The 22,740-nt window shown below is 42.9% G+C and carries 24 protein-coding genes and 1 riboswitch; of the genes, 8 read left to right on the top strand and 16 right to left on the bottom strand.

Annotation, left to right across the window (positions count from 1 at the left end; translation table 11 throughout):
* Positions 1-21 precede the first annotated feature (21 nt).
* Positions 22-1,266, bottom strand: a complete 1,245-nt coding sequence (locus tag SLH55_RS07795; protein WP_219165717.1) for a dicarboxylate/amino acid:cation symporter — start codon at positions 1,264-1,266, stop codon at positions 22-24.
* Positions 1,267-1,626: 360 nt separating this feature from the next.
* Here SLH55_RS07795 and SLH55_RS07790 point away from each other — a divergent pair, with 360 nt between their 5' ends.
* Entirely contained in the window at positions 1,627-2,055 is a 429-nt protein-coding gene (locus SLH55_RS07790; protein ID WP_219165718.1) for a phosphatase, read from the top strand.
* A gap of 45 nt (positions 2,056-2,100) precedes the next feature.
* Here SLH55_RS07790 and splB read toward each other — a convergent pair whose 3' ends face one another.
* From splB to SLH55_RS07750, 8 genes are all read right to left on the bottom strand, one after another.
* Positions 2,101-3,129, bottom strand: coding sequence for a spore photoproduct lyase (gene splB, locus SLH55_RS07785; protein ID WP_219165719.1), 1,029 nt, complete (start codon positions 3,127-3,129; stop codon positions 2,101-2,103).
* Positions 3,130-3,141: 12 nt separating this feature from the next.
* Positions 3,142-3,387: a transcriptional regulator SplA domain-containing protein gene (locus tag SLH55_RS07780; RefSeq protein WP_219165720.1), complete on the bottom strand. Its 246-nt coding sequence runs from the start codon at positions 3,385-3,387 to the stop codon at positions 3,142-3,144.
* A gap of 138 nt (positions 3,388-3,525) precedes the next feature.
* Entirely contained in the window at positions 3,526-4,305 is a 780-nt protein-coding gene (locus SLH55_RS07775) for a TatD family hydrolase (protein ID WP_219165721.1), read from the bottom strand.
* A complete protein-coding gene (locus tag SLH55_RS07770; RefSeq protein ID WP_219165722.1) occupies positions 4,298-5,035 on the bottom strand; it encodes an ABC transporter ATP-binding protein in 738 nt (245 codons plus the stop codon). Before SLH55_RS07770 ends, SLH55_RS07775 begins: the two co-directional genes overlap by 8 nt.
* Before the next feature lies 1 nt (position 5,036).
* On the bottom strand, positions 5,037-5,798 hold the full coding sequence (locus SLH55_RS07765; protein ID WP_219165759.1) for an ABC transporter permease: 762 nt from the start codon (positions 5,796-5,798) through the stop codon (positions 5,037-5,039).
* Positions 5,798-6,088 (bottom strand): MTH1187 family thiamine-binding protein, encoded by a 291-nt coding sequence (locus SLH55_RS07760; protein WP_219165723.1) that lies wholly within the window; start codon positions 6,086-6,088, stop codon positions 5,798-5,800. Before SLH55_RS07760 ends, SLH55_RS07765 begins: the two co-directional genes overlap by 1 nt.
* A 12-nt stretch (positions 6,089-6,100) precedes the next feature.
* Positions 6,101-7,087: an ABC transporter substrate-binding protein gene (locus tag SLH55_RS07755; RefSeq protein ID WP_219165760.1), complete on the bottom strand. Its 987-nt coding sequence runs from the start codon at positions 7,085-7,087 to the stop codon at positions 6,101-6,103.
* 131 nt (positions 7,088-7,218) lie between these two features.
* Positions 7,219-7,328: riboswitch (TPP riboswitch) on the bottom strand.
* 91 nt (positions 7,329-7,419) lie between these two features.
* Entirely contained in the window at positions 7,420-8,301 is an 882-nt protein-coding gene (locus SLH55_RS07750) for a phosphotransferase enzyme family protein (RefSeq protein WP_219165724.1), read from the bottom strand.
* An 87-nt stretch (positions 8,302-8,388) separates the two neighbouring features.
* Between SLH55_RS07750 and SLH55_RS07745 the strand changes: the two genes are divergently transcribed.
* A complete protein-coding gene (locus SLH55_RS07745) occupies positions 8,389-9,291 on the top strand; it encodes an aldo/keto reductase (protein WP_219165725.1) in 903 nt (300 codons plus the stop codon).
* A gap of 50 nt (positions 9,292-9,341) precedes the next feature.
* Here SLH55_RS07745 and SLH55_RS07740 read toward each other — a convergent pair whose 3' ends face one another.
* The 5 genes from SLH55_RS07740 to SLH55_RS07720 all read right to left on the bottom strand — a co-directional run bounded on the left by SLH55_RS07740 (position 9,342) and on the right by SLH55_RS07720 (position 13,590).
* On the bottom strand, positions 9,342-9,527 hold the full coding sequence (locus tag SLH55_RS07740) for a Fur-regulated basic protein FbpA (protein ID WP_219165726.1): 186 nt from the start codon (positions 9,525-9,527) through the stop codon (positions 9,342-9,344).
* A 172-nt stretch (positions 9,528-9,699) separates the two neighbouring features.
* Positions 9,700-10,614, bottom strand: coding sequence for a cation diffusion facilitator family transporter (locus SLH55_RS07735; protein WP_257474852.1), 915 nt, complete (start codon positions 10,612-10,614; stop codon positions 9,700-9,702).
* Entirely contained in the window at positions 10,604-12,715 is a 2,112-nt protein-coding gene (locus SLH55_RS07730) for a heavy metal translocating P-type ATPase (RefSeq protein ID WP_219165761.1), read from the bottom strand. The genes SLH55_RS07735 and SLH55_RS07730 overlap by 11 nt, the downstream gene beginning before the upstream one ends.
* A complete protein-coding gene (locus SLH55_RS07725; RefSeq protein ID WP_219165728.1) occupies positions 12,705-13,073 on the bottom strand; it encodes an ArsR/SmtB family transcription factor in 369 nt (122 codons plus the stop codon). Before SLH55_RS07725 ends, SLH55_RS07730 begins: the two co-directional genes overlap by 11 nt.
* Positions 13,074-13,260: 187 nt before the next feature.
* Positions 13,261-13,590 carry a hypothetical protein gene (locus SLH55_RS07720; RefSeq protein WP_219165729.1) on the bottom strand — a complete coding sequence of 110 codons (330 nt, stop codon included), beginning with the start codon at positions 13,588-13,590 and terminating at the stop codon, positions 13,261-13,263.
* 284 nt (positions 13,591-13,874) lie between these two features.
* On the opposite strand from SLH55_RS07720, the gene SLH55_RS07715 reads away from it, so the two are divergent.
* From SLH55_RS07715 to SLH55_RS07695, 5 genes are all read left to right on the top strand, one after another.
* Positions 13,875-15,230, top strand: a complete 1,356-nt coding sequence (locus SLH55_RS07715) for a hemolysin family protein (protein ID WP_219165730.1) — start codon at positions 13,875-13,877, stop codon at positions 15,228-15,230.
* A gap of 261 nt (positions 15,231-15,491) precedes the next feature.
* On the top strand, positions 15,492-16,901 hold the full coding sequence (locus SLH55_RS07710; RefSeq protein WP_219165731.1) for an ABC transporter permease: 1,410 nt from the start codon (positions 15,492-15,494) through the stop codon (positions 16,899-16,901).
* Between the two features lie 11 nt (positions 16,902-16,912).
* Complete coding sequence (locus SLH55_RS07705; RefSeq protein ID WP_219165732.1) at positions 16,913-17,611, top strand: ABC transporter ATP-binding protein; 699 nt, start codon at positions 16,913-16,915, stop codon at positions 17,609-17,611.
* 158 nt (positions 17,612-17,769) lie between these two features.
* Entirely contained in the window at positions 17,770-19,056 is a 1,287-nt protein-coding gene (locus SLH55_RS07700; RefSeq protein ID WP_219165733.1) for a GntP family permease, read from the top strand.
* Between the two features lie 19 nt (positions 19,057-19,075).
* Positions 19,076-19,852: a 3-hydroxybutyrate dehydrogenase gene (locus tag SLH55_RS07695; protein ID WP_219165734.1), complete on the top strand. Its 777-nt coding sequence runs from the start codon at positions 19,076-19,078 to the stop codon at positions 19,850-19,852.
* Between the two features lie 42 nt (positions 19,853-19,894).
* Here the strand turns inward: SLH55_RS07695 and SLH55_RS07690 are convergent, their stop codons facing one another.
* Positions 19,895-21,490, bottom strand: a complete 1,596-nt coding sequence (locus tag SLH55_RS07690) for a DASS family sodium-coupled anion symporter (RefSeq protein WP_320323174.1) — start codon at positions 21,488-21,490, stop codon at positions 19,895-19,897.
* 204 nt (positions 21,491-21,694) lie between these two features.
* On the opposite strand from SLH55_RS07690, the gene SLH55_RS07685 reads away from it, so the two are divergent.
* Complete coding sequence (locus tag SLH55_RS07685) at positions 21,695-22,324, top strand: YczE/YyaS/YitT family protein (protein WP_219165735.1); 630 nt, start codon at positions 21,695-21,697, stop codon at positions 22,322-22,324.
* A 68-nt stretch (positions 22,325-22,392) separates the two neighbouring features.
* On the opposite strand, the gene SLH55_RS07680 is transcribed toward SLH55_RS07685, so the two are convergent.
* Positions 22,393-22,737 (bottom strand): hypothetical protein, encoded by a 345-nt coding sequence (locus SLH55_RS07680; protein ID WP_219165736.1) that lies wholly within the window; start codon positions 22,735-22,737, stop codon positions 22,393-22,395.
* Between the last annotated feature and the right edge of the window lie 3 nt (positions 22,738-22,740).

Raw genomic sequence — 22,740 nt, 5'->3', positions numbered from 1 at the left:
AATATGGTGGCTGTCACTTGGTTACGCTTCGCCTCTTTGTATCTTTATGGTGCGCTTTTTTTCAGTCTCTGATACAAATAGGGCGCATGCAGCATCACCTGAAATATTGATGGATGTTCGAGCCATATCAAGAAGGCGGTCTATCCCTAAAATCAAGCCGATCCCTTCAACAGGAAGATTGACACTGCTTAGAACCATGGCAAGAAGGATTAGACCTACTCCTGGTACTCCCGCCGTACCGATACTCGCCAATACAGCTGTCAGAACGACCGTTATCAGCTGTTCCATCGATAGATCGACATTATACACCTGAGAGATGAATACAGTCGCAACACCTTGCATGATGGCAGTACCATCCATGTTGATCGTCGCTCCTAATGGTTGAACGAAGGAACTCACAGATTTAGAAACACCCAATCTCTGCTGGGCAACATCCATGGAAATCGGAAGAGTCGCATTACTGCTTGAAGTACTGAATCCAACGCTCATGGCAGGGCTGAAATTCTTAAAGAACCAAAGCGGATTCTTCTTAGCAAGCAGGAGAATCGTTCCACCATACGTAATGAATGCGTGAACGATGAGAGCCGCCAATACAACGACAAAATAAAGCCACATTGCTTTTAAAGCACTGGCACCCTGACTACCGATTGCAGAAGCAATCAACCCGAATGTTCCGTATGGAGCGAATTTCATAACAAGGGTGACGAGATACATCATCAGGTCATTCCCTTGCTCCACAAGTTTCAGGATGCCTTTTGTCTTCTCCCCTAAAGCTGTTAATCCAAACCCGATGAAGATGGCAAAGGCGATGATCTGGAGCATATTGCCTTCCGTCATGGCAGTTAGCGGATTTTTAGGAATAATGTTCATTAGTGTCTCCCCAACCGGAGGAGCTTCTTCTGTTTTAAAACCTTCTGATTGGGAAGTATCAATCCCTTCCACAAGTCCAGGATCAATAATATAAGCAAGAGTCAAACCGATTACGATGGCAATACACGTTGTCACTAAGAAGTAGACAATGGTCTTCAACCCTATTCTCCCTAGCTTCTTCGGATCCCCAAGCCCTGCCGATCCAAGAACAATGGAAAGGAAGACAATCGGTACCACAAGCATGCTGATAAGATTAAGGAATATTTTCCCTAGTGGAGTGAAGAGATATGGATCTAATATATCGAATAAATCTTTTGCAAAAATATTAAGTAATAAACCAACTACCGCACCAAGTATCAAAGCGGTAATAATCTTCGTTGTTAAGTTAAATTTCATAGATGTACCTCCCTATAATTTTCCAAATAATATAAAGGTATTTACCCCCATATCTTTTTTATAAAACCAAAATTTTTGAACTTTTAGCAAGCTGATCCTCCCTGCTGCTTTATTCGTTTAGAGCGCTGCATTCTCTTTCTACTATTATACTGATTTTTTTAATAATTAAAGAAGAATAAGGGTGAATCACATCCATTTTCCTATAATTATATACCTTCACTTCATAATTTAAGGCAGTTCATTGAATCCATTCTACTAAAAAGTTTCTACCAAAAATTTCTTTTCTTCATTCAGGGGTTAAACAATACGTGATTGGGTAAATAGTAATAACAGCATGAAAATAGAAAGGAACATACTTTTATGAATAAAACAGTCTATTTTCTTTCAAGTAGTCAACAGCGCAGCTTGATAGCTGAAGGGTGGGCCGAGAAGCTCAATGTGTCAGACTGGTCCTTTAAAAGTGCCGGATGGGTTGCTGAAAGCCGTGCTGAATTCAGCGTCTTAGCAATGAAAGAATTATGTATTGATATTAGTTCTTTTCCTCTTTCACGCATTGAAATGAAAGAACTCGGTGACGCCTCGGTAATCGTTGCGATTCAGGATACAGAATATGACGATAAGATCGAACTCCCATCTGAATTAGAAGACAGGGTCATTTATTGGAATTTACCTAACCCCCGAAAACGTTCGACAACCTTGATTGAAGAATGGGTCCATTACCAGGAAATCTGTGATGAAATTGCCATACGAGTGAAAGATTTAGAGAATATCCTTCCACAATTACATTAAATGGACTGATTACAACCAATATTTCCATGTAATCAGTCCTTTTTTTTAGGTGAAATATTCAAGCTTTGCTTTCGGGAAATGCTTCTCCATATACGCGTATAGATGATCTTTGATTTCCTGCTCTTCATCCTTTTGATAAATATACTTTCCTATTCCATATTTACCCCATTTATAGCGGCGTTCTTCTTCATTTAATTCAAGTTTCGTCATCGGATAATTCTTCTCGATCACCCTCTTGGCAGGCTTTGTGAAGCGATGCTGGATAAATTCGAAGGTTAGATCCTTTTTGGCTTCTTCAGGCAAATGGGCTTCCAGATGTTCGAACATTTCCTTATATCCCTCTTGCCACCCTTCATGGATATAGATCGGGGCCACGATAAATCCTAACGGATAGCCGGCTCTCGCAACCTTCCCTGCTGCTTCCAATCGTTTATCCAAAGGCGAAGTTCCCGGTTCAAAATTCTTAATGACATAGTCTGCATTGATACTGAAACGGAACCTCGTCTTTCCGTTATGCTTCGCATCCAGCAGATGATCTACATGATGGAATTTGGTAACGAAGCGTAATTTTCCATACTCCGATTCACCAAAATGCTCAATCGCCCGTTTAAGTGTATGAGTCAAATGGTCCACACCGACAATATCGGACGTACACGCAGCTTCGAAGCGCGTGAACTCAGGTGCCCTTTCCTCGATATACTTATCTGCCGCCTCAAATATTTCATCCACATTCACATAAGTACGGATATAAGGTTTGCTCCCCATCGTAGTCTGGAGATAGCAATAATGACAGTGACCCATGCATCCGGTCGCAAACGGGATGGCATATTCCGCTGACGGCTTGGATGTATCAAACTTCAGGGTTTTCCGGACCCCCACAACCAATGTGGATTTTGCGATTCGATATTTTTGAAAATGATTTTCCCCAGGTAGATTTCGAACCTGATTATGGGACGTTGTATAACGGATTTCCACATCCATTTTTTCAAACTTTTCCTTTAATTGCTGCCCTAGTGGATAATCAAGTGCATTCGGTTCAAAATAGACCAATTGAGGCATGAACGGTTTCACCATATTAATCCCCTCCTAAAGGTCTCCAAATGATTGTGTGTAAGCCTGTTCTGCTTCTGCTTCTGTACTGTAGACAGCAACTTCATGGGATAAAGGATAATAAGTCTCATATAGAAATAATGCCAGCCCATCCGGATTTTCCGGATCGTGTACAACGGCGGCTTCCTGTACATTGGCCACACTTTGAGTATGCGGGTTTCTGTAAATTACATATACAACATCCCCGGCTTGATAGGGAGTATAGTGATTATTCAATTCCATTTTCCTCACCTTTTTCATCATGTCATTGTTATCATTTTCTGTTAAGAAGAGAAGAAATATGATGGTAAAAGATGTTTAAATATTTTCAGGAAGAAAAAAATGGCTCCCCATGCAAAATTCACAGGAGGAGCCTAGCTTCTATATTTTATAGAATTCCTTGGTATTTCTGAATAATTGTTTATATACAGTTGATTCTGATAACCCTTTTATTTCGGCTATTTTCTCAACTGAGCGGTGCATCAAACCGGGATGAGTCATTCTCTTAAGAAAGACTCCTTCAAATCGCCATGGTCCGTCCGTTTCCACCATTAACCCTTCTATGGGATATATTCTTACGAGTTCTTGAATTTCCTCTTCATACAGGACATCAGGTGTAATAGAAACCATATATCCATTATCAATCATGCGTTCTGTCGTATCATTATCCCCTTTAAACCAATGAAAGTGCGCTTTTTCTATTGAATGTTTCTCCAATAGATCACAGATAATGGGAGCATGCTCATAGATTCCATGAAGAATGATGGGTTTATCAAGTTGCTTTGATTGAATGATGAAGCGTTCCAGTAATTCCACATAAGGCGCAAGAGGAAGTGAAGGATTTTCTTTTATTTTATAATAAGGCAATCCTACTTCCCCGATTGCCACAAGCTCTTGATGATGTTCCTCAATGAAATCCATGAGTAGTTGGATATCCTTCTCTCCAGGAAGATCTTGTTCGGGATGAAAGCCAGCTGCAGGTCTCACCCGTGCGTCCTCCCTTGCAATCAATATATTATGCTGTGATGATTGGAGATGGAACGATACGGATATAATGGATTTCACAGCATACAACTCAAGCTCCCGAAGGATTTTTTCACGTTCCGCCAGGTTATATAAGTCTAGGTGGACGTGTGAATCAATGAGTGAGGATTTAGACATACTGAGATAACTCCTCAAAGATATCCGTTTTCCATTTAAGGAACTCCTCCGTCAATAAGATCTCTTTGTCACGGGGACGGGGAAAAGGCACCTTGAATTCCTTCTGTACCCTCGCAGGCCTTGTTGATAGGACAATGATACGGTCAGACAAGAAGAGGGCCTCATCAATATTATGGGTGACAAAAAGAACAGAACTTAAATCCTCTTCCCATATGGATAGAAGCCATTTCTGCATATCCAGTCGTGTAAATTCATCCAGCGCAGAAAAGGGCTCATCCAGGCACAAGAAGGATTGAGGACTTACAAGCGCACGGATAAATGCCACCCGCTGTTTCATCCCTCCAGAAAGATCATCAGGATAGGCTTCCTCATATCCCTTTAAACCCGCCCGATGAATCATTCTGATTGCCATGTCCCTGTCTCTTTTCCCATGCAGCTCCTGACCAAGCATCACATTCTCAATGACAGTGCGCCACGGCAGGAGGGAAGGACTTTGAGGCATATAGCTGATGGAGCCCCGCTGGCCACTTATGGACTGACCATCCAGCAGGATATCCCCTGTGTCAGGGGTGAATAAACCACCAATCACATGAAACAATGTACTCTTCCCACTTCCTGAAGGACCGAGTATTGAAACAAACTCACCTTCTCCGACCGTAATGGATAGATCATCAAGAATAAGCTCTCCATCAAAGGACTTGGACATATTTTCTATTGATAAGGTCGTCATATTACTTGTCCTCCTTTCGATTCCACTTCACCATGAATTTCTCCAGTAAAAGGATGATACCGAAAAACACCAGACTGAGGAGCATGATCATGAAGATCGCTACAAAAACCCGGTCGGTCCTGAATGAAGACGATGCGAGTGTCATATAAACACCAATGCCTTTTTGGGCACCCAGCCATTCAGAGATGACCGCTCCCATTACACTGTAAGTAGCTGAGATTTTCAATCCCGAGAAGATGGACGGCAGTGCGTGTGGCCACTCCACTTTCCTGAAGATCTGCCCTTTTGATGCTCCCGACATTTTCATATATAGGATGTATTCTGCATTTGTCTGTCTGAATCCATCGAGTGCAGAGACCGCCACTGGAAAGAAGCAGATCAACGTAATGACGATGATTTTCGGCAATAGTCCAAACCCAAACCAAATGACAAGAAGTGGCGCAAGGACGATAATGGGTATATTCTGGGACAGAATCATCAGTGGATAGATTGCTTCCTTTACCTTTGGAAGGAGATGGAGTCCGACCGCTGTCCCGATTCCAATCGAACAGCCAATCACAAACCCTGCAATCGTAAGAGTCGTCGTCGAAGCAAGATGTCCCTTGAACACAGGCCACGAAGCAATACCTTCTGCCCAAATGTCTGAAGGTGGAGGCATCAGCCAAGCAGGTACTTCGAATACTCTGATGGATACTTCCCAAATGATGAATAAAAGGATGAGGACCAAGAAGGGTCTCCATCCTTTTGAAATCCATGTTCTCATCATCTAAACTTCTCCGTTAATTGATTCATTTCAATACCGTCGGGCTGATACAGTACTTTGATTTGTGAGATCACGTTTTTGCTACCTATTTCAATCATCCGTTCATTCATTTGTTCAATCACCTTAAATAGGTCAGATAGATTTCCCTCCATCGTCGTTTCCAAGGGATGTACTTCATATCGGACACCCGATTTTTCAATGATGGCAATTGCCTCATCAACATATGGAATGACGTCTTCCCCGTTATTTGTCTTCGGAATGATTTGTATGCTTACGAGTGAGTTCCCCATTTTGTTCACCTCTTATTTCGGTAAGAATTCGTTCGTGAATGCTTTCTTGCTTTCCAGCTTCTTATCTAATAAATCATTATCATACATCCATGATGCATAGTTTTCCCATACTTCAAGCTTCTGCTCTCCCCATCTTTCAGCGTCATCTTTGTACTTTGGTGCTAACCATTCCTGACTCTTCATGACTAGTTCTTTATCAAGATCAGGTGCTGCTTTCAGAAGAATGTCACCAGCTTCTTTCGGGTTATCGATGCTGTACTCGTACCCCTTGGAAGTAGCTGCCAGGAACGCTTTGACCGTATCAGGGTCTGATTCGATCATTTTTTCATTTGTGGTGAGGACCGGTGTGTAATAATCCAATTTATCCGAATAGTCCTTTACATACATCATGTTCAGATCCTCACCGCGAAGCTCTGCCTCGATACCCGTCCAACCATAGTAGATCCAGGCGAAATCAACATCCCGTTTTACGGCAGTAAAGAAATCGGTATCTCCCATGTTGATGAAATTCACTTTTTCCACATCGGCATTTTCCTGTTTCATGATCGAATCCATAACGGCTTTTTCAACAGGAGATCCCCATCCGCCATAGCTTTTCCCTTCGAAATCCTTAGGTTCTGTTATACCCTTGCTCTTAGGTGAAGCAAACCCTGAAGTATTATGCTGAATAACCGCAGCAATAGATACGAGCGGTACATCCTGGACTCGTGCTTGTGTGACACTTTCCTGGTATCCTACCCCGAATTGTGCCTTTCCTGAAGCAACGAGTTGGTCCGCACCCGCTTCTCCGGGTAAGATGATTTCAACATCGAGTCCCTGGTCTTTGAAGTAGCCTTTTTCTTTCGCTACATATAAACCGGTATGATTGGTGTTCGGTGTCCAGTCGAGTACGACCGAAACCTTTTTAAGACTTTCTTTCTTCTCATCAGTTGTATCTTCCCCAGCGCTGCAGGCAGTTAATAGAAATACAGAACAGATGATGAACATCCATTTTTTCATCATGTTTCCTCCTTACATCTTATACAATATCAACGTCTATTCAATTATTCTTCGCACATGAGGGTGAATGAATGTAAAATAAAAAAGCGCCCCGGGCTGTAGCCTAGGACGCATCGTTAAACATAATATGTATCGTTTAATAGAATGTTTCCTACGCTGGTATCAGCCAGTTCAGGTTCAAAGGGTCAGCATCTACAGGATACAATCTCAACCGGCCATTCCGGTCCCCCTACACATTGAATATGAAATTAAACGTGATCTTCTTTCCTACTGTGCCATAGAACGGATCGTTAATCAAGTATTTACTTTTCATTTTGATAAAATCCATATATTTAAACCCGGTTCAGGATCTCATCAATCAGGGAAACACAGAAGAGGCCCTTTTCTGCATATCCCTTTTGGTCATATAAAAAGGCATATTGCAAAAGGAAGAGAATGATCACTATAGGCAGCATCCTTTTCTCCAAGTTGGTCAAATGTCTTTCAGCCCCATATCCACCGACAAATAATTGTTTAGACCTGAAATAATTCTCCCTATCAACCTTTTCATTATCCTTCAGTAAACCTGCCAGAAAGTAAGCGATGTCTGTAATGCGTGGTGCCGTTCTGATCCTGGCAAAATCAATGATCCCACTGACATCATTCCCCTTCATCAATATATTCCCCCGATGATAATCACTATGGACAAGCTGAACAGGCAACTGGTCATAGTACGATTCCCAACCTTCCATTCTTGATAGTAAGTCCTTCCCTCGCTTCCCAATCCTTGTAGTTTCAAGCTCACTCATCCATTCCTTCACATGACGTGCTATATCCCAAGCCCTTATTTCATATGTGCTGCGATATTCTTTCAGGAGGCGGTGAAGGATTGAAAGGTTTGCTCCTGCACTTCCAAAGGAAGTGAAAGAACATTTCGTTAATGGCGTTCCAACAAGTTCTTCATAGAGTGAATAGATTTGCTTTCCCTCTTTCACAAAGGGTCTCTGTGATGAAGTTAAGATTGGGGATTCAACATGGAGGCCATTATTCAGTAGATATGAGGACAAATGGTACTCTTCCAAGCAATTCTCAATAGATGAATCCTCTCTCTTCTTTAGATAATAGGTTCTCTTACCATCCATCACCCTCATGACATGGGGATGAAGGTGGAGCATCTTCACGCCAGTCGCATCCACATCCCACTGACGTAATATATCCCAATGAGGTCCAATCATTTCTATTTCCTTTCAAAACGTAGTAATATACTTACTAGTATGACTTTGAAAGAATGTCTACATACCAAATGAAGAGAGGTTACATCTATGCAACGAATACAAATGACTGAAGACTTATCGTTCTCCAGGATCATTCATGGTTTGTGGAGGCTTGCAGATTGGAATCAATCGAAGGAAGATACACTATCCCTTATTCAACATAATATTGAAAACGGAATCACAACCTTTGACCATGCCGACATTTATGGTTCATACACATGTGAAGCTTTATTCGGTGAAGCTCTAGCCCTTGACCCTTCCTTGCGGGAAAAGATGGAGATTGTGACGAAATGCGGTATCGTTCTGCCTTCGGATCATCGACCTGAACATAAAACACATCATTACAACACTAGTAAGAAGCACATTCTCACATCCGTCGAGAATTCTCTTCAAAATTTAAAAACGGACTATATCGACTTATTATTAATTCACCGACCAGATCCATTCATGAATGGTGAGGAAGTGGCCGAAGCCTTCACTCAGTTAAAGGAAGAGGGAAAAGTACGCCATTTCGGTGTTTCAAATTTCAAAGATCATCAATGGAATATGCTTCAATCTTATTTACCGTTCCCATTGATTACAAACCAAATTGAACTATCTGCTTATCACTTAGAGAACTTTGAAGATGGCACTTTAAATCTATGTCAGGAAAAACGAGTGGCACCGATGGCATGGTCGCCACTCGCAGGAGGGGCAATCTTTAAAGGTGAAGATGAGAAAGCTCTCCGACTTCAACACACATTAAAGAACATCCAAGAGGAAACGGGTGCAAAGGGAATTGACGAAGTTTTATATGCATGGCTTCTCAATCATCCAGCTAATATTATGCCGATTGTCGGTTCAGGTAAGAAAGACAGGATTCAAAACGCAATCGATTCCCTTTCCATTACATTGAATCATGATCAGTGGTTTGAGATCCTTCAAACATCCATGGGGCATGATGTGCCATAATATCTTCACACATAATAAAAGACGATCCTTTTTCTAAAGGGTCGTCTTTTTTAACGCAGTATATCTCCACCAACATAGTACTCAAGATAAACGTCCTGTAATTCATTCATCGACAGTTCATAAAGCTGCTTGTCGAAAGATTTATAGACGCCAATCCTCAATAATTGCTGTATATAGAAATCCTTTTTTATTTCGGGTGTTTTTTTTATTTGTGATTTGGTTTCTTGATGTAGCATGTTCATCCCTCCAGTTGAGGATATACCCCATTTTCGGAGGGAATTAAACATCCTTATGATTATTTCATAAAATCACCATAGCTCTGTTCATGCTGAATTCAAATCCCCTGTAAAGACAGTCATTATTGGGGATGATGCAGCCGAAATACTCCATGGCCTGGCACATGATTGATCATGTACAACAGTGATGATGTCCTTCAAGGACATGTTTCCCTTCCACTTGAAGAGTGGCATGATGAATGTCATATTCATCTTCAAGGAACCGAGAAAGCTGCTGTATGATTTCATCTCTGTCGACTCCATCTCCCACCACTACATGACAGCTTAGTGCCGTAAATTCCGAAGTGATGCACCATACATGAAGATCATGCACTTCTATTACTCCCTGTACTGTAGACATACCTTTTTTCACTTGATCTGTATCCACGTTCCTAGGGGACCCTTCCATTAAAATGTGAATGGAGTCCTTCGTCACCCTCCATCCGGAGATGATGATAAGAATCGCCACGATAATAGAAGCAATCGGATCAGCTAGATTCCAACCGAAGAAATAGATAAGAAGACCGGCTATGATGGCGCCGACTGAGCCCAACATATCACCCAGCACATGAAGGAAAGCACTCCGGACATTCAGGTTATGCTCTGTATCTCCCCTCATGAGGATCCAGGCTACCAGGATATTCACCACTAATCCAATGACGGCGATGATCATCATATTGGCTGAAACATCAGGTGTGTCGATAAAGCGGCGGTATGCTTCCCAGAAGATATAAAGGGATACAAGAATCAGGGTGATCCCATTCAGAAAAGCAGCTAGGATTTCAAATCGCCTGTAGCCGTATGTCTTCCCTTTGTTGGACGCCTTCTCTCCTATATAAAAAGCAGCAAGGCTCAGCCCAAGTGCCGCAGCATCGCTGAGCATATGTCCTGCATCTGAAAGAAGTGCCAGGCTATTTGTCACGATTCCCCCGATCACTTCAACGATCATAAAGGTGAATATGAATAGAAAACTGATTAATAATGCTTTTTTATTTTGTGAGTGGCCATGACTGTGATCGTGACCCATTGCATATCCCTCACTTTCCATCTCTTATTTTGAGTAATCTGAGACCATTCAATGTTACAAGTAGTGTCGCTCCCATATCGGCAAAGATGGCAATCCATAATGTAAGCATTCCTGGGATGACAAGCAATAAAGCAAGAAGCTTAATTCCGATAGCGAAAGAAATATTTTGTTTAATGACGGTAAGCGTTCTCCGGCTTAGGCGGATGATATAGGGCAATTTTTTCAAGTCATCATTCATTAATGCAATGTCTGCTGTTTCTAATGCGGTGTCTGTTCCTGCCCCGCCCATGGCAATGCCGACGTTTGAAGCGGCAAGTGCTGGAGCATCATTGATTCCATCTCCAATCATGGCGACTTTGCCATAGGTATTCATATATCCCTTAACGAAACTCAGTTTTTCTTCAGGAAGAAGGCCGGCTTTTGTCTCCTTGACCCCTACCCGGTTCCCAATCGATCTAGCCGTATTTTCATGATCCCCTGTCAGCATCACGGTATGCTCTATCCCTATCTCGTGAAGAAGACTAATCACTTCCTTACTCGTTTCCCTCACTTCATCCGCGACGGCTACAAGTGCTAAAGGGGTATCTGCCGTTCCGAACAGCATGACGGTTTTCCCTTCCCTTTGAAGTTCTTTAATTTCAGCATACGATCCGTGAAAGAGACTCTCAGAACCAAGATAATACCTTTCACCCTCAATGAGACCACTGATTCCTTTACCCGTATGGGATTGAAACTCAAACACTTCATAACTTCTATAATCTATGTTACGTTCCTCCGCTTCTTTAATGAACGCGTGTGCGAGAGGATGTTGAGAGTGAAATTCAAGAGCGGACATCCATTTCCATAATTGATTCTCTTCCACATTTGACAATGGTATCATATCCGTAACCTCTGGCTCACCCTTGGTAAGAGTCCCGGTCTTATCAAATGCAATGGCCTTCAAACGACCTAATTCCTCAAGATATACCCCACCTTTGATGAGGATGCCATTTTTTGCTGCATTTCCGATTGCTGTGACAATGGCCACGGGAGTAGAAATCACCAATGCACATGGACAACCGACAACCAGCACCGAAAGCCCCTGATACACCCAAGTGGACCAATCTCCATCCAATAAGAGAGGTGGTATTACTGCTACAAGGAACGCAACGACCATGATGATCGGCGTATAATATTTTGCAAACATATCGACAAATGCCTGTGAGGGGGCTTTTTCACCCTGCGCTTCTTCTACCAGGTGGATGATCTTGGCAAGTGTCGTATCTTCTATCCGCTTTGTAACCAATACTTTAAGGTAGCCTTCCTCATTTAACGTACCGGCAAATACGGCATTCCCTTGGACTTTCTCAACCGGTACAGACTCACCTGTAATCGCTGCCTGGTTGACGTATGAAGAACCTTCGATAATGTCCCCATCCATGGCTATTTTCTGCCCGGGCTTCACCAGCATGATGTCACCGATTTCGATTTCCTCTGCATCAACCATCATCTCTGATCCATTTCGAATGATGAGTGCCTGCGGAGGAGCTATATCCATAAGTGAACGGATCGATTCCCTTGCCTTATCCATTGAATAAGCTTCCAGTACCTCACTGATGGCAAAAAGGATGACAACAATCGCCCCTTCACCCCACTCGCCAATGAACGCTGCACCGATAATGGCAATGGTCATAAGCGTCCTCATATCGAACTCAAGTTTAATCAGGTTTTTAAAACCCGTCTCAAACAGGCGATATCCACCGGTCACAATGGCTACGGCAAAAGAAAGATTAGAATAAAATTCACTATTATCCCAACCGGTCAATGGTAATGAGTAGGCTAACAGAATGAAAAACAAGGAAAGAAAAAGATGCTTATGTTTCCTATGAAAAGGTTCTTTCTCTTCCTGGACCTTCCTCAAACCGTCTTCTGTTAAGCGAAGCCCTTCGAATGCCCCCGCTTTTTCTACCGATTCCTTTGATGTATCTCCGTAGACAGTAATCTTGGCAGCACCGAAGTTCACCTTAGCGTCTACCACTCCTTCGAGATGCTGGACATTTTTTTCGAACTTGGCTGCACAACCTGCACACGTAAACCCTTCAACCCGGTACGTTTGTTTATGGGCTGGTTTACTAGTCACGATCCTCCACCTCCAACTGATGGGTCACTGCAATTTCAATCAACTGTTTCACATGATGATCATCCAGGGAATAATAGACAAGCTTGCCTTTTTTTCTGAATTTAGCCAGCCCCTGCTTCTTCAATAAACGCAAATGGTGGGACGCGGTTGCTGTGGAAGAGCCTACAATATTGGCCACATCACATACACAAAGTTCGTCTTCTATCGTAAGTGCATACGCTATTTTCATTCTCGTTTGATCAGAAAGTGCTTTAAAGATTTCTGCCACTTTAGACGTATTTTGTGTTAAAACCATCGATTTTAAGCGGTTGACCTTTTCATCCTCTACACAGGTCACTTCGCATACATCTGTTTCTTTCATATTGACACCTCTCCTCATTCAAACACCCTTTTGAATATAGTATAAAAGAATACATGAAAATGTTCAAACATTCTTTTGAATGTTTTGTATTTCTCTCTAAGCTATTCAGAAAAACCGTTGTCCGGTTGGGTTTTTTCTCTAAAAGCACAAAAAAAACTCCGAAATCGGAGCTTTTTTAGAAACCATATTAATTTTGCTGAAGCTTTTTACGACTGCGCTTCATGGAGAGGTCGATTGTGATCCAAAACACCACTGATATAATGGCGAAGATGGCGATTGCAAAGTAGATGTCTTCTGTTTTCCAGTCTAACCGCGGAATAATGAGGCCCAATACGCCTGATACTATGTAGTAGCCTCCAATCAATTGAAGGTATAACCGTCCTGTAGGGGACTGGAGATTTTCCAGATAACCTTTTCCTGCTTTCCCAAAGAAAATGGCTATTCCCCTTACAATGATATACGCCGAAAAGGCAATGATAAGGGCTACTACAAATTCTTGATTGAATACGTCTGCCATAATCGTTCTCCTTTCCAACTATCGTAGGATGACGAATCCAAAATAATTGTATTGTTCATTCTTTTTCTCTATGATGAAATCATGAAACGTCCTGATAAATCATTATATTTTAGGATAACCGAATGATGGTCACATTGCAATTGCAAACCACATTAGAAGATCGTGATGAAATTGCCTGATTAAAACAAATATACTCATCGAAGGATGATTCTTGTCTCAATCCTTCATCCATGATGGTATATCTACTCTTTCAAACAGGAGGTGAGTGAAGCAGAAGAAAGGAAATGAACCCCTTTCTTTTTGACTTCTATCCATTGGACATTTTATTTAATTTATTCCTTGTTGCCCTACTAATAGGGCTGACTGCATTCTTCGTGGCTTCTGAATTTGCCATCGTCAAAGTGAGGAGTTCGAGAATTGATCAGTTGGTCTCTGAAGGAAATCAAACCGCCGTTGCGGCGAAAAGAGTCATTTCCCATCTGGACGAATACCTGTCAGCCTGTCAGCTGGGTATTACCATCACCTCCCTTGGACTTGGGTGGTTAGGAGAACCTACCATAGAAACCCTGCTTCACCCTGTGTTCAAAAAATTTGATTTAAATCCGTCCATTGCCAGCATCATATCATTCGCATTGGCTTTTTCTGTCATTACCTTTTTGCATGTGGTTATTGGAGAATTGGCTCCGAAGACATTTGCCATCCAAAAAGCAGAAAGAATCACATTACTATTTGCCAAGCCGCTGATCTGGTTTTACAGGATTGCTTATCCATTCATTTGGACTTTAAACAGTTCAGCCCGCGTGTTTACCGGGATGTTCGGTTTAAAACCGGCTTCTGAGCATGAAATCGCGCATTCCGAAGAAGAGCTCAGAATCATTCTTTCCGACAGCTACAAAAGCGGTGAAATCAATTCATCCGAATTCAAGTATGTGAATAAGATATTTGAATTTGACGAGCGTATCGCGAAGGAAATCATGGTGCCCCGGACAAACATCGTGACTTTATCCGCAGAATCGACCATTGACGAAGTACTTTCGGTCATTAAAGAAGAACGGTACACGAGATACCCTGTCGTGGATGGTGATAAAGACAATATCCTCGGGATTGTGAATGTCAAGGAACTGTTGACGACACTCGTGAATCACAAAAGCGAACATGAAAATATTACTTCGTTCATCAAACCTGTCATTCGCGTGATCGAAACGATTCCCATCCAGGCACTGCTCGTCAAATTGCAAAAGGAGCGTTCCCCCATGGCGGTTCTCCTAGATGAGTATGGCGGGACAGCCGGCCTCGTTACGGTGGAAGACATCATTGAAGAAATTGTCGGCGAAATCCGGGATGAATTTGATATCGACGAAATACCTGAAGTCCAAAAGGTAAAAGATGATCACTATATCTTCGATGCCGTCATGCTCATCGAGGATGTGAATGACCTTCTTGGGATCTCAATCGAAGAAGAAGAAGTCGATACCATCGGGGGCTGGTTCCTTACCCAGAAATATGAAGTCAAGCCGGAAGATAAGATTGAGGAACAAGGCTATTGCTTTAAGGTGAAGGAAATCGATGGACATCATATCCAATATCTGGAAGTGACAAAAATGAATAGCACCAAAAATAAAACGAACGGGTCAGATTAACGGCCCGTTCGTTTTTCTATGAGCTGATATATCCCTTGGCTTCTGTTTTCTCTTATCCATTAAAGATTAACATTTCTTGCTCTGCCACATTTAAACTTTCGGACATTTTTCGTTCATATTTTGGCCATATTTGGTGGATAAGCTATTTCTGTAGCCCGGTTTAAACCATGTACACCACGGGGCTTTACAGGAAGTAAGGAAGCAGTGGGTCGAAAAAAAACACGCCCTCATAATCATTTGAATGGATAGGAGTAGAGGAGAATGAATTTTATTAAACGTGCCTTTTGGAGTGTGAAAGCACGAATGGGTAAGAGCATCTTATTACTGATTGTCCTGACGGTCATATCCGTATTGGTGCTGTCAGGATTAACGATCCAGACAGCTGCGGATCAATCCAGCATCTTAGCACGTGAGAAATTAGGTGGCGAGGTAACATTGACCGTGGACCGGGAAAAGCTGATGGAACAGCAGCAAGGAGAGAATCAAGGTGGCGGAAGGCAAAGATTCCAATCATTTCCCGTCCCCATCGAATCTGCTGAAGAACTTATCGATTCAAATTATATAAAAGGCTACAATTACTATTCAACCACTTCTGCCCTTGCGAAAGATTTTACTGCTGTAGGCAGTGATGACACAGCGGATAGCAGTGATCAAGGGGGATTTGGCGGCGGCAGAATGATGGCCGGGGATGTATCAGTTGAAGGAATTGTATTCTCGGATTCAACAAGTTCTTTCATAAATGGCGATGCATCCATAGTAGAAGGTCGGCATCTGACTAAAGAGGATGTAAACAAAGATGTAACGCTTATTGAAGAAAACCTGGCCTCAGAAAATGACTTGAAAGTCGGGGACGTCATCACCATATCCAATAGTGATGGGACAGAGTCCACCCTTGAGATTGTGGGAGTTTATGAAACGACCACAGAAATGGATGAAAGAGCGCAGGATTTCACCTTCCTGAATCCATATAATCAGCTGCTTGTCCCTTATACCGTTGCAAATACATTAAAAGGTACAACGGGTTCGATCGATCGAGCCGTCTATTATATGAAGGATCCAGCTGACATTCAAAGCTTTATCGCGGATGCAGAAAAATCTGCTATTGATTTTGATCAATTTAAGTTGGATGCAAATGACCAATTGTATCAACAAATGATGGGACCGATTGAAAATGTAGCTTCATTTTCTAATAATGTGGTACTTCTGGTCACCATTGCTGGTGCCATCATTTTAGCGCTCATTGTCATGATGACGATAAGAGAGAGAAAATACGAAATGGGTGTACTCCTTGCCATTGGTGAAAAAAAAGGGAAACTTGTCAGTCAATTTCTCGTTGAAATTTTGATTGTGACCGTTTTGGCGATGGGGATCTCTACTTTATCCGGAAATCTGGTTGCCAATCAATTAGGGGAACAACTCCTTCAGCAGGAAATCTCTCAGTCTGACGGAACAGCGGAAACACCTGCTTCTTTTAACTCACGCCGTATGCCGTTTCAACCTTCAAACGTCCAGGATGTGGACACGATGAATGAATTATCCATTCATACAACAGGTGAAGATTTGATGAAATTGTTCGGAATCGGGATGATTGTCGTTTTACTGTCAACTCTGATTCCATCACTGACAGTTCTAAGACTCAACCCTAAAGCAATCTTAACGAAACAGGATTAAGGAGGATTATGATGAGCACCCTTTTACAATTTGATAATGTCAGTTACAGCTATAAACAAGAGTCTAACAAACATCATATATTAAAGAATGTTACCGCTGCATTCAAACGGGGCACCTTCTATACTTGTGTCGGTCCATCAGGTTCCGGTAAAACTACTTTTCTTTCCCTGGCAAGCGCATTGGATTCACCTACCGAGGGACAAGTCCTATTCGAAGGAAAGAATATACGCAAAATCGGGTTATCTACATTTCGGAATAAATATGTTTCCATCGTTTTTCAATCTTACAATCTACTACCCTATATGACAGCTCTACAAAATGTAATGACTGCCATGGAGATTACAAAGACACAGGCTAAAAACAAAAAAGGATTTGCCCTGGAAATGCTCCATAAGGTGGGAATCTCTGAGGAACAGTCGCGCCAAAGGGTGCTCACTCTCAGTGGCGGCCAACAGCAGAGAGTTTCGATTGCGAGAGCACTTTCGTGTCAATCAGAACTTATTCTTGCAGATGAACCGACAGGGAACCTTGATGAAGATACCGCCAGTGGGATCGTTGATTTGTTCAGAAATCTCGCCCATAAAGAAAATAAATGTGTCATTGTCGTAACCCATGATCAAGGGCTAGCCCAGAAATCAGACACCATCATCACCCTTTCAAAAGGCAACCTCATCTTCAAGGATATAAGGAAAGTGGAACAACTCATTTGAGTGTAATACCGATCGAAAGGCAGCCGCAAAGTCAATCGCGGCTGCCTTTTCATTTACTCCCGTTCCACACACTGCTACATAGGATTTAACCCTACCACAAAGAATAAATCCCTTCATTATTGGAAAAATAACTGAAAACATATATGAAGAGGTGAATTATGACTAGTATCATCATTGGATTAATCCTGCTAATGGTATTAGCGTATCTCGGCTGGTCGATCATATGGATCGCTCCTTTAGTTGCAGGTTTAGTAGCGATAATGAGTGGTCTCGACCTGCTCCCGGCCTATACAGAAACGTATATGACCGGATTTGTAAACTTTGCAAAGGAATGGTTCCCTGTCTTCCTCTTCGGGGCCATATTCGGGAAATTGATGGAGGATGTAGGAGCCGCTCAGTCCGTCGCATATAAAATAACCAATCTCATCGGAAAAGACAGGGCCATCCTCGGTGTTCTCATCGCGGCAGCTGTGTTGACTTATGGAGGTGTAAGCTTATTCGTAGTGGTATTTGCCATCTATCCACTGGCGATCGCCATGTTCAGAGAGGCAGACATCACTAGAAAACTGCTTCCGCCAACCTTTGTGTTAGGTGCCTTTACCTTTACGATGACAGCCATTCCGGGAACACCCCAGATCCAGAACTTGATTCCCATCGAGTATTTCAAAACATCCCCAACCGCCGCTCCGATCATCGGGACCGTAGCTGGATTAATCATGGCGGTTGGCGGGTACTTTTACTTAAGATGGCGTCAAAAGCAATTTACGAGTAAGGACGATCGGTTCACTGAGCCGAAAGGCGGTAATGACGTGAAGGAGATCAAAGAATCTGAACTTCCTAACTTCTATCTATCGTTTCTCCCCCTTGTCATTGTTGTCGTCACATTAAATGTTTTTAAGTGGAACATCTTGACGTCTCTGCTTGTTGGGATCCTTTCGATTCTAGTCATAAACTTCAAGCACTTCAAGAAATTCATACCAGCCATTAATGGAGGGGCAAAAGGGTCCGTAATGGCCGTAATCAACACCAGTGCCGCAGTAGGATTCGGAGCAGTCGTTACGGCCGCTCCCGGTTTCAAAACCTTAACGAAACTGATACTTGGGATCAAGGGGAATCCTGTCATCTCCGAAGCAATTGCTGTACAGACGTTAGCCGCCATTACAGGTTCGGCATCTGGAGGAATGGGCATTGCCCTGGAAGCGTTGGGTGATAAGTATTATGAATTATCCCAAACTAGCGGAATCAGTGCCGAGGCATTCCACAGAATTGCTTCCGTCTCTTCCGGAGCATCCATCCTTCCTCATAATGGGGCTCTCCTGACACTGTTTGCGGTAACAGGTCTCACTCACAAGGATTCATATTTAGATGTCGCCGTTGTCGGACTCCTGATTCCGACGGTTGCAGAAGTCGTCTCAATCATTCTAGCCAACATGGGAATTTATTAATTCGAGGAGGAAATGAAAAATGGTCAATGACAAAGTGGTTTTTATAACAGGTGCTGCAAGAGGGATCGGATATGAAATCGGGGAACATTTCGCTCAAAACGGTGCAAAGGTCGTCCTCTCTGATATCAACCAGGAAGGACTGGATGAAGCGGTGGACGAACTAAAAAGCCGGGGGTTCGATTGCCTTGGTGTTAAATGTGACGTAACCAGTGAAGATGAAGTAAAGGCAGGAATCGATAAAACGGTTGAACATTACGGGAGAATCGATGTTCTTATCAACAATGCCGGACTTCAACACGTTGCTCCGATAGAAGATTTCCCTATAGAAAAATTCGAACTATTAATCAAAATTATGCTGACCGCTCCATTCATCGCAACAAAATTTGCTTTTCCACATATGAAAAAACAAAAATTCGGGCGTATCATCAATATGGCCTCCATCAACGGGTTGATCGGTTTTGCAGGAAAAGCTGCTTACAATAGTGCCAAACACGGAGTCATCGGATTAACAAAGGTCTCTGCCCTTGAAGGTGCTGAACACGGCATCACGGTAAATGCCATGTGTCCTGGATACGTGGATACCCCCCTTGTCCGTAACCAGTTGAAGGATATTTCGACTACCCGCGGAGTAGAACTTGAAAAAGTATTGGAGGACGTCATTTACCCTCTCGTACCTCAAAAGCGATTACTCTCAGTGGAAGAAATTGCGGATTACACCATCTTCCTTTCCAGTGACAAAGCGAAAGGTGTAACTGGTCAAGCCGTTGTCCTGGATGGAGGGTATACGGCTCAATAAAAACCACAAAAAATCGGATCAGAATCCTGATCCGATTTTTATTTATTTCATGTTTTCAGGAAATCCTCCCAGGTCCACTCCCCATACAATTGGCATGACAAAATAAATCAAGAGAGTGATAAACACAATACTGATAAGATTCAACCAGACACCTGCTTTCACCATATCCCCCATCTTTATATAACCCGATCCGAATACCACCGCATTCGGCGGTGTCGCAACCGGCAGCATGAATGCACAGGATGCAGCAAGACCGGCGGCTACCATCAGACTGTACGGATGAACATCCAAGGCAGCAGCAAGGGCTGCCATAATCGGAAACATCATAGTGGCTGTGGCCGTATTGGACGTGATTTCTGTCAAGAAAATAACAAAAGCCGTAACGGCAACAAGGATGATGATAAACGATATTCCGTCAAGTACCGTCAATTGCTTTCCTATCCATTCTGCAAGGCCCGTCTCCTTGAACCCTTTGGCAATGGCAAGGCCTCCGCCAAATAGAAGCAGGATACCCCAGGGTAGCTTTTTGGCATCATCCCAATTCATCAATCTCGACTGCTTTCTCCCAGGAAGCAGGAAAAGGACGAGTGCACCTGTAATGGCAATGATTGTATCATCCAGAGATGGAATCCATTCATTCAGTAGAAACGAGCGTGTGATCCAGCAAAGGGCCGTGGCAACAAAGACTGTCAAAACAAGCTTTTCTTCGAAAGATATCCTTCCAAGAGAGTAATTTTCCTTCTCCACGATCTCCCTGCCCCCAGGAAGTTCCTTTATTTTCAGCTGGAAGGCTACTTTGATGAGATACCACCATGTAACCATAAGAAGGATGGCAGCAAGAGGGACCCCGAAGAGCATCCACTTGGCAAAAGAAAAATCAATTCCATACAGTTGTTTGATCACTGCAGCAAATATCGTGTTGGGAGGCGTCCCGATTAAGGTTCCCAATCCTCCGATCGATGCACTATAGGCAATTCCCAGCATGATGACTTTACTGAAATGCCCCGTCCTTTTTGCTCCTTTCTTCTGTAAACTTTCATTTACTTGATAAACCACGGCGGTTCCGATCGGCAGCATCATCATGGCCGTTGCCGTGTTGGAAATCCACATGGAAAGAAATCCTGTAGCGAGCATAAACCCAAGGACAATCCGTTCTGTGCTTGTGCCGATCAATAAGATGATATTCATCGCGATTCGCTTATGTAAATTCCACTTTTCCATGGCGATGGCAATAATGAACCCACCCATAAATAAGAAGATCGTGCCATCTCCATACGCAGACGTCACTTCTCCGGACTGGAGAGCGCCGGTAACCGGGAACAAAATAATTGGCAGAAGCGATGTAGCCGGTATCGGTATTGCCTCCGTAATCCACCACACCGCTATCCATACTGTTCCTGCGAGGACCGCCACGGCTTCCTTGGAGAGTCCCTCTGGGGAAAAAAACAAGAGTATGAGCATAAATAACAACGGGCCTAGTACAAACCCGATTGTTTGTCGTGGATTCGCAGTAGGTTCAGGCTTTCGATCGATTTCCATCGTGCCATTCACCGGCGTGCTTCCTGAGGTGAAGAATTGAAGCGTCTCCTTTACATCACGATTCCAGCTCCAGAGTGTCCCCCACGCTCTTTTTACCATTTGCATAAACCATTCCCCCCTTATAATTCATACTAGACCATACCCCTTTACGAAAGCGTCATAAACAAAACAAACCATATTTTGTAAGAATCCCATCTTTATTCCCATCCCATTCCGAGAACGAAAAAAGGACCATTTTATCATAGAACGTTTCGTTGTAAAATAATGTTAGATAGATACAACGTTTTTACAAAAGGAGAAGCGATGAAAATTCACTGGCAAATTAGCTATTTTGTGATCGGGTTACTTATTTTCAGCTATGGGATCAGCATGTCAATAAAAGTCCAATACTTAGGCATCCATCCATGGGATGTACTGAATATAGCCATGTTCCAGAAGTTCGGTTTAACCATCGGAACATGGAATATCATCGTGGGAGCGGTGCTTGTTTCAGCTACGCTTATACTAAAGGGAAAATATGTTCAAATCGGCACCATTCTAAACGGGGTTCTGGTCGGGATGCTTGTGGACTTTTTTCTATTCTATGATCTGCTTCCCCCACAAACTGGTCTGATTACGGATATCCCGATTCTACTATCTGCCATTTTATTGATGGGGGTTGGCGGGGGATTATATTCCGCTGCGCATCTCGGGACCGGTCCACGGGATGGATTTATGCTTACCATCTCAGATTTAACCGGTCTTTCCATCAGCAGGGTCCGGATCATCTGCGAGTGCACAATACTACTGATCGGCCTTTTCCTCTCCGGGCCAGTCTTTGTGTTTACATTCATTTATACATTCATTCAAAGTCCCATCTTTCAAAGATCTTTCTTATTTTTCACAAACAGACTCCACACACGTTTCCCTAAACAGAGTAATATTAGTATGTGAAACGGAAAGCGGAAGGGATTGATCCAAAAAGGACAAACCGCCACAGACAGGCAGTTTGTCCTTTTATATTATGTCATCTCACATGCAACCAGTCCGTATTGTTGTTCCGGGTCCAGCTGTTTAATAAACTGAAATAATTGCTGTACTTGTTCATCATCCAGCTCTCTCTTGTAATAATCTTCCAGCATCGACAGCATTTCTTCCGGGAACATCAGGCAGGTATGACTCCCCCAGTCGGTCTGTCGTCCCTCCAACCTTTTATAATAAATCCCGTCCAACAGTGAGAAAAAAAGTTCATAACCCTTCGGAAAGAAAGGACTGATCCGTTTCGGGTAATTATGATTCCAGTCTCCCCCCTCATATTGAAACGACCGGTCCTTTAAATCTCCGATAAAGACTTCCACATCCGCCATCCT

The organism is Rossellomorea sp. YZS02, assembly GCF_033963925.1.
In the GTDB taxonomy this organism is placed as follows: Bacteria; Bacillota; Bacilli; order Bacillales; family Bacillaceae_B; genus Rossellomorea.
The sequence above is the reverse complement of the archived record's forward strand: the minus strand, read 5'-3'. Positions and strand labels throughout refer to the sequence as shown.

Bases quoted from the DNA above. Each gene is read 5' to 3' on its own strand.
- SLH55_RS07795 (WP_219165717.1), bottom strand. From the start codon at position 1,266: ATGAAATTTAACTTAACAACGAAGATTATTACCGCTTTGATACTTGGT.
- SLH55_RS07790 (WP_219165718.1), top strand. From the start codon at position 1,627: ATGAATAAAACAGTCTATTTTCTTTCAAGTAGTCAACAGCGCAGCTTG.
- splB (WP_219165719.1), bottom strand. From the start codon at position 3,129: ATGGTGAAACCGTTCATGCCTCAATTGGTCTATTTTGAACCGAATGCA.
- SLH55_RS07780 (WP_219165720.1), bottom strand. From the start codon at position 3,387: ATGGAATTGAATAATCACTATACTCCCTATCAAGCCGGGGATGTTGTA.
- SLH55_RS07775 (WP_219165721.1), bottom strand. From the start codon at position 4,305: ATGTCTAAATCCTCACTCATTGATTCACACGTCCACCTAGACTTATAT.
- SLH55_RS07770 (WP_219165722.1), bottom strand. From the start codon at position 5,035: ATGACGACCTTATCAATAGAAAATATGTCCAAGTCCTTTGATGGAGAG.
- SLH55_RS07765 (WP_219165759.1), bottom strand. From the start codon at position 5,798: ATGAGAACATGGATTTCAAAAGGATGGAGACCCTTCTTGGTCCTCATC.
- SLH55_RS07760 (WP_219165723.1), bottom strand. From the start codon at position 6,088: ATGGGGAACTCACTCGTAAGCATACAAATCATTCCGAAGACAAATAAC.
- SLH55_RS07755 (WP_219165760.1), bottom strand. From the start codon at position 7,087: ATGAAAAAATGGATGTTCATCATCTGTTCTGTATTTCTATTAACTGCC.
- SLH55_RS07750 (WP_219165724.1), bottom strand. From the start codon at position 8,301: ATGATTGGACCTCATTGGGATATATTACGTCAGTGGGATGTGGATGCG.
- SLH55_RS07745 (WP_219165725.1), top strand. From the start codon at position 8,389: ATGCAACGAATACAAATGACTGAAGACTTATCGTTCTCCAGGATCATT.
- SLH55_RS07740 (WP_219165726.1), bottom strand. From the start codon at position 9,527: ATGCTACATCAAGAAACCAAATCACAAATAAAAAAAACACCCGAAATA.
- SLH55_RS07735 (WP_257474852.1), bottom strand. From the start codon at position 10,614: ATGGAAAGTGAGGGATATGCAATGGGTCACGATCACAGTCATGGCCAC.
- SLH55_RS07725 (WP_219165728.1), bottom strand. From the start codon at position 13,073: ATGAAAGAAACAGATGTATGCGAAGTGACCTGTGTAGAGGATGAAAAG.
- SLH55_RS07720 (WP_219165729.1), bottom strand. From the start codon at position 13,590: ATGGCAGACGTATTCAATCAAGAATTTGTAGTAGCCCTTATCATTGCC.
- SLH55_RS07715 (WP_219165730.1), top strand. From the start codon at position 13,875: ATGAACCCCTTTCTTTTTGACTTCTATCCATTGGACATTTTATTTAAT.
- SLH55_RS07710 (WP_219165731.1), top strand. From the start codon at position 15,492: ATGAATTTTATTAAACGTGCCTTTTGGAGTGTGAAAGCACGAATGGGT.
- SLH55_RS07705 (WP_219165732.1), top strand. From the start codon at position 16,913: ATGAGCACCCTTTTACAATTTGATAATGTCAGTTACAGCTATAAACAA.
- SLH55_RS07700 (WP_219165733.1), top strand. From the start codon at position 17,770: ATGACTAGTATCATCATTGGATTAATCCTGCTAATGGTATTAGCGTAT.
- SLH55_RS07695 (WP_219165734.1), top strand. From the start codon at position 19,076: ATGGTCAATGACAAAGTGGTTTTTATAACAGGTGCTGCAAGAGGGATC.
- SLH55_RS07690 (WP_320323174.1), bottom strand. From the start codon at position 21,490: ATGGTAAAAAGAGCGTGGGGGACACTCTGGAGCTGGAATCGTGATGTA.
- SLH55_RS07685 (WP_219165735.1), top strand. From the start codon at position 21,695: ATGAAAATTCACTGGCAAATTAGCTATTTTGTGATCGGGTTACTTATT.
- SLH55_RS07680 (WP_219165736.1), bottom strand. From the start codon at position 22,737: ATGGCGGATGTGGAAGTCTTTATCGGAGATTTAAAGGACCGGTCGTTT.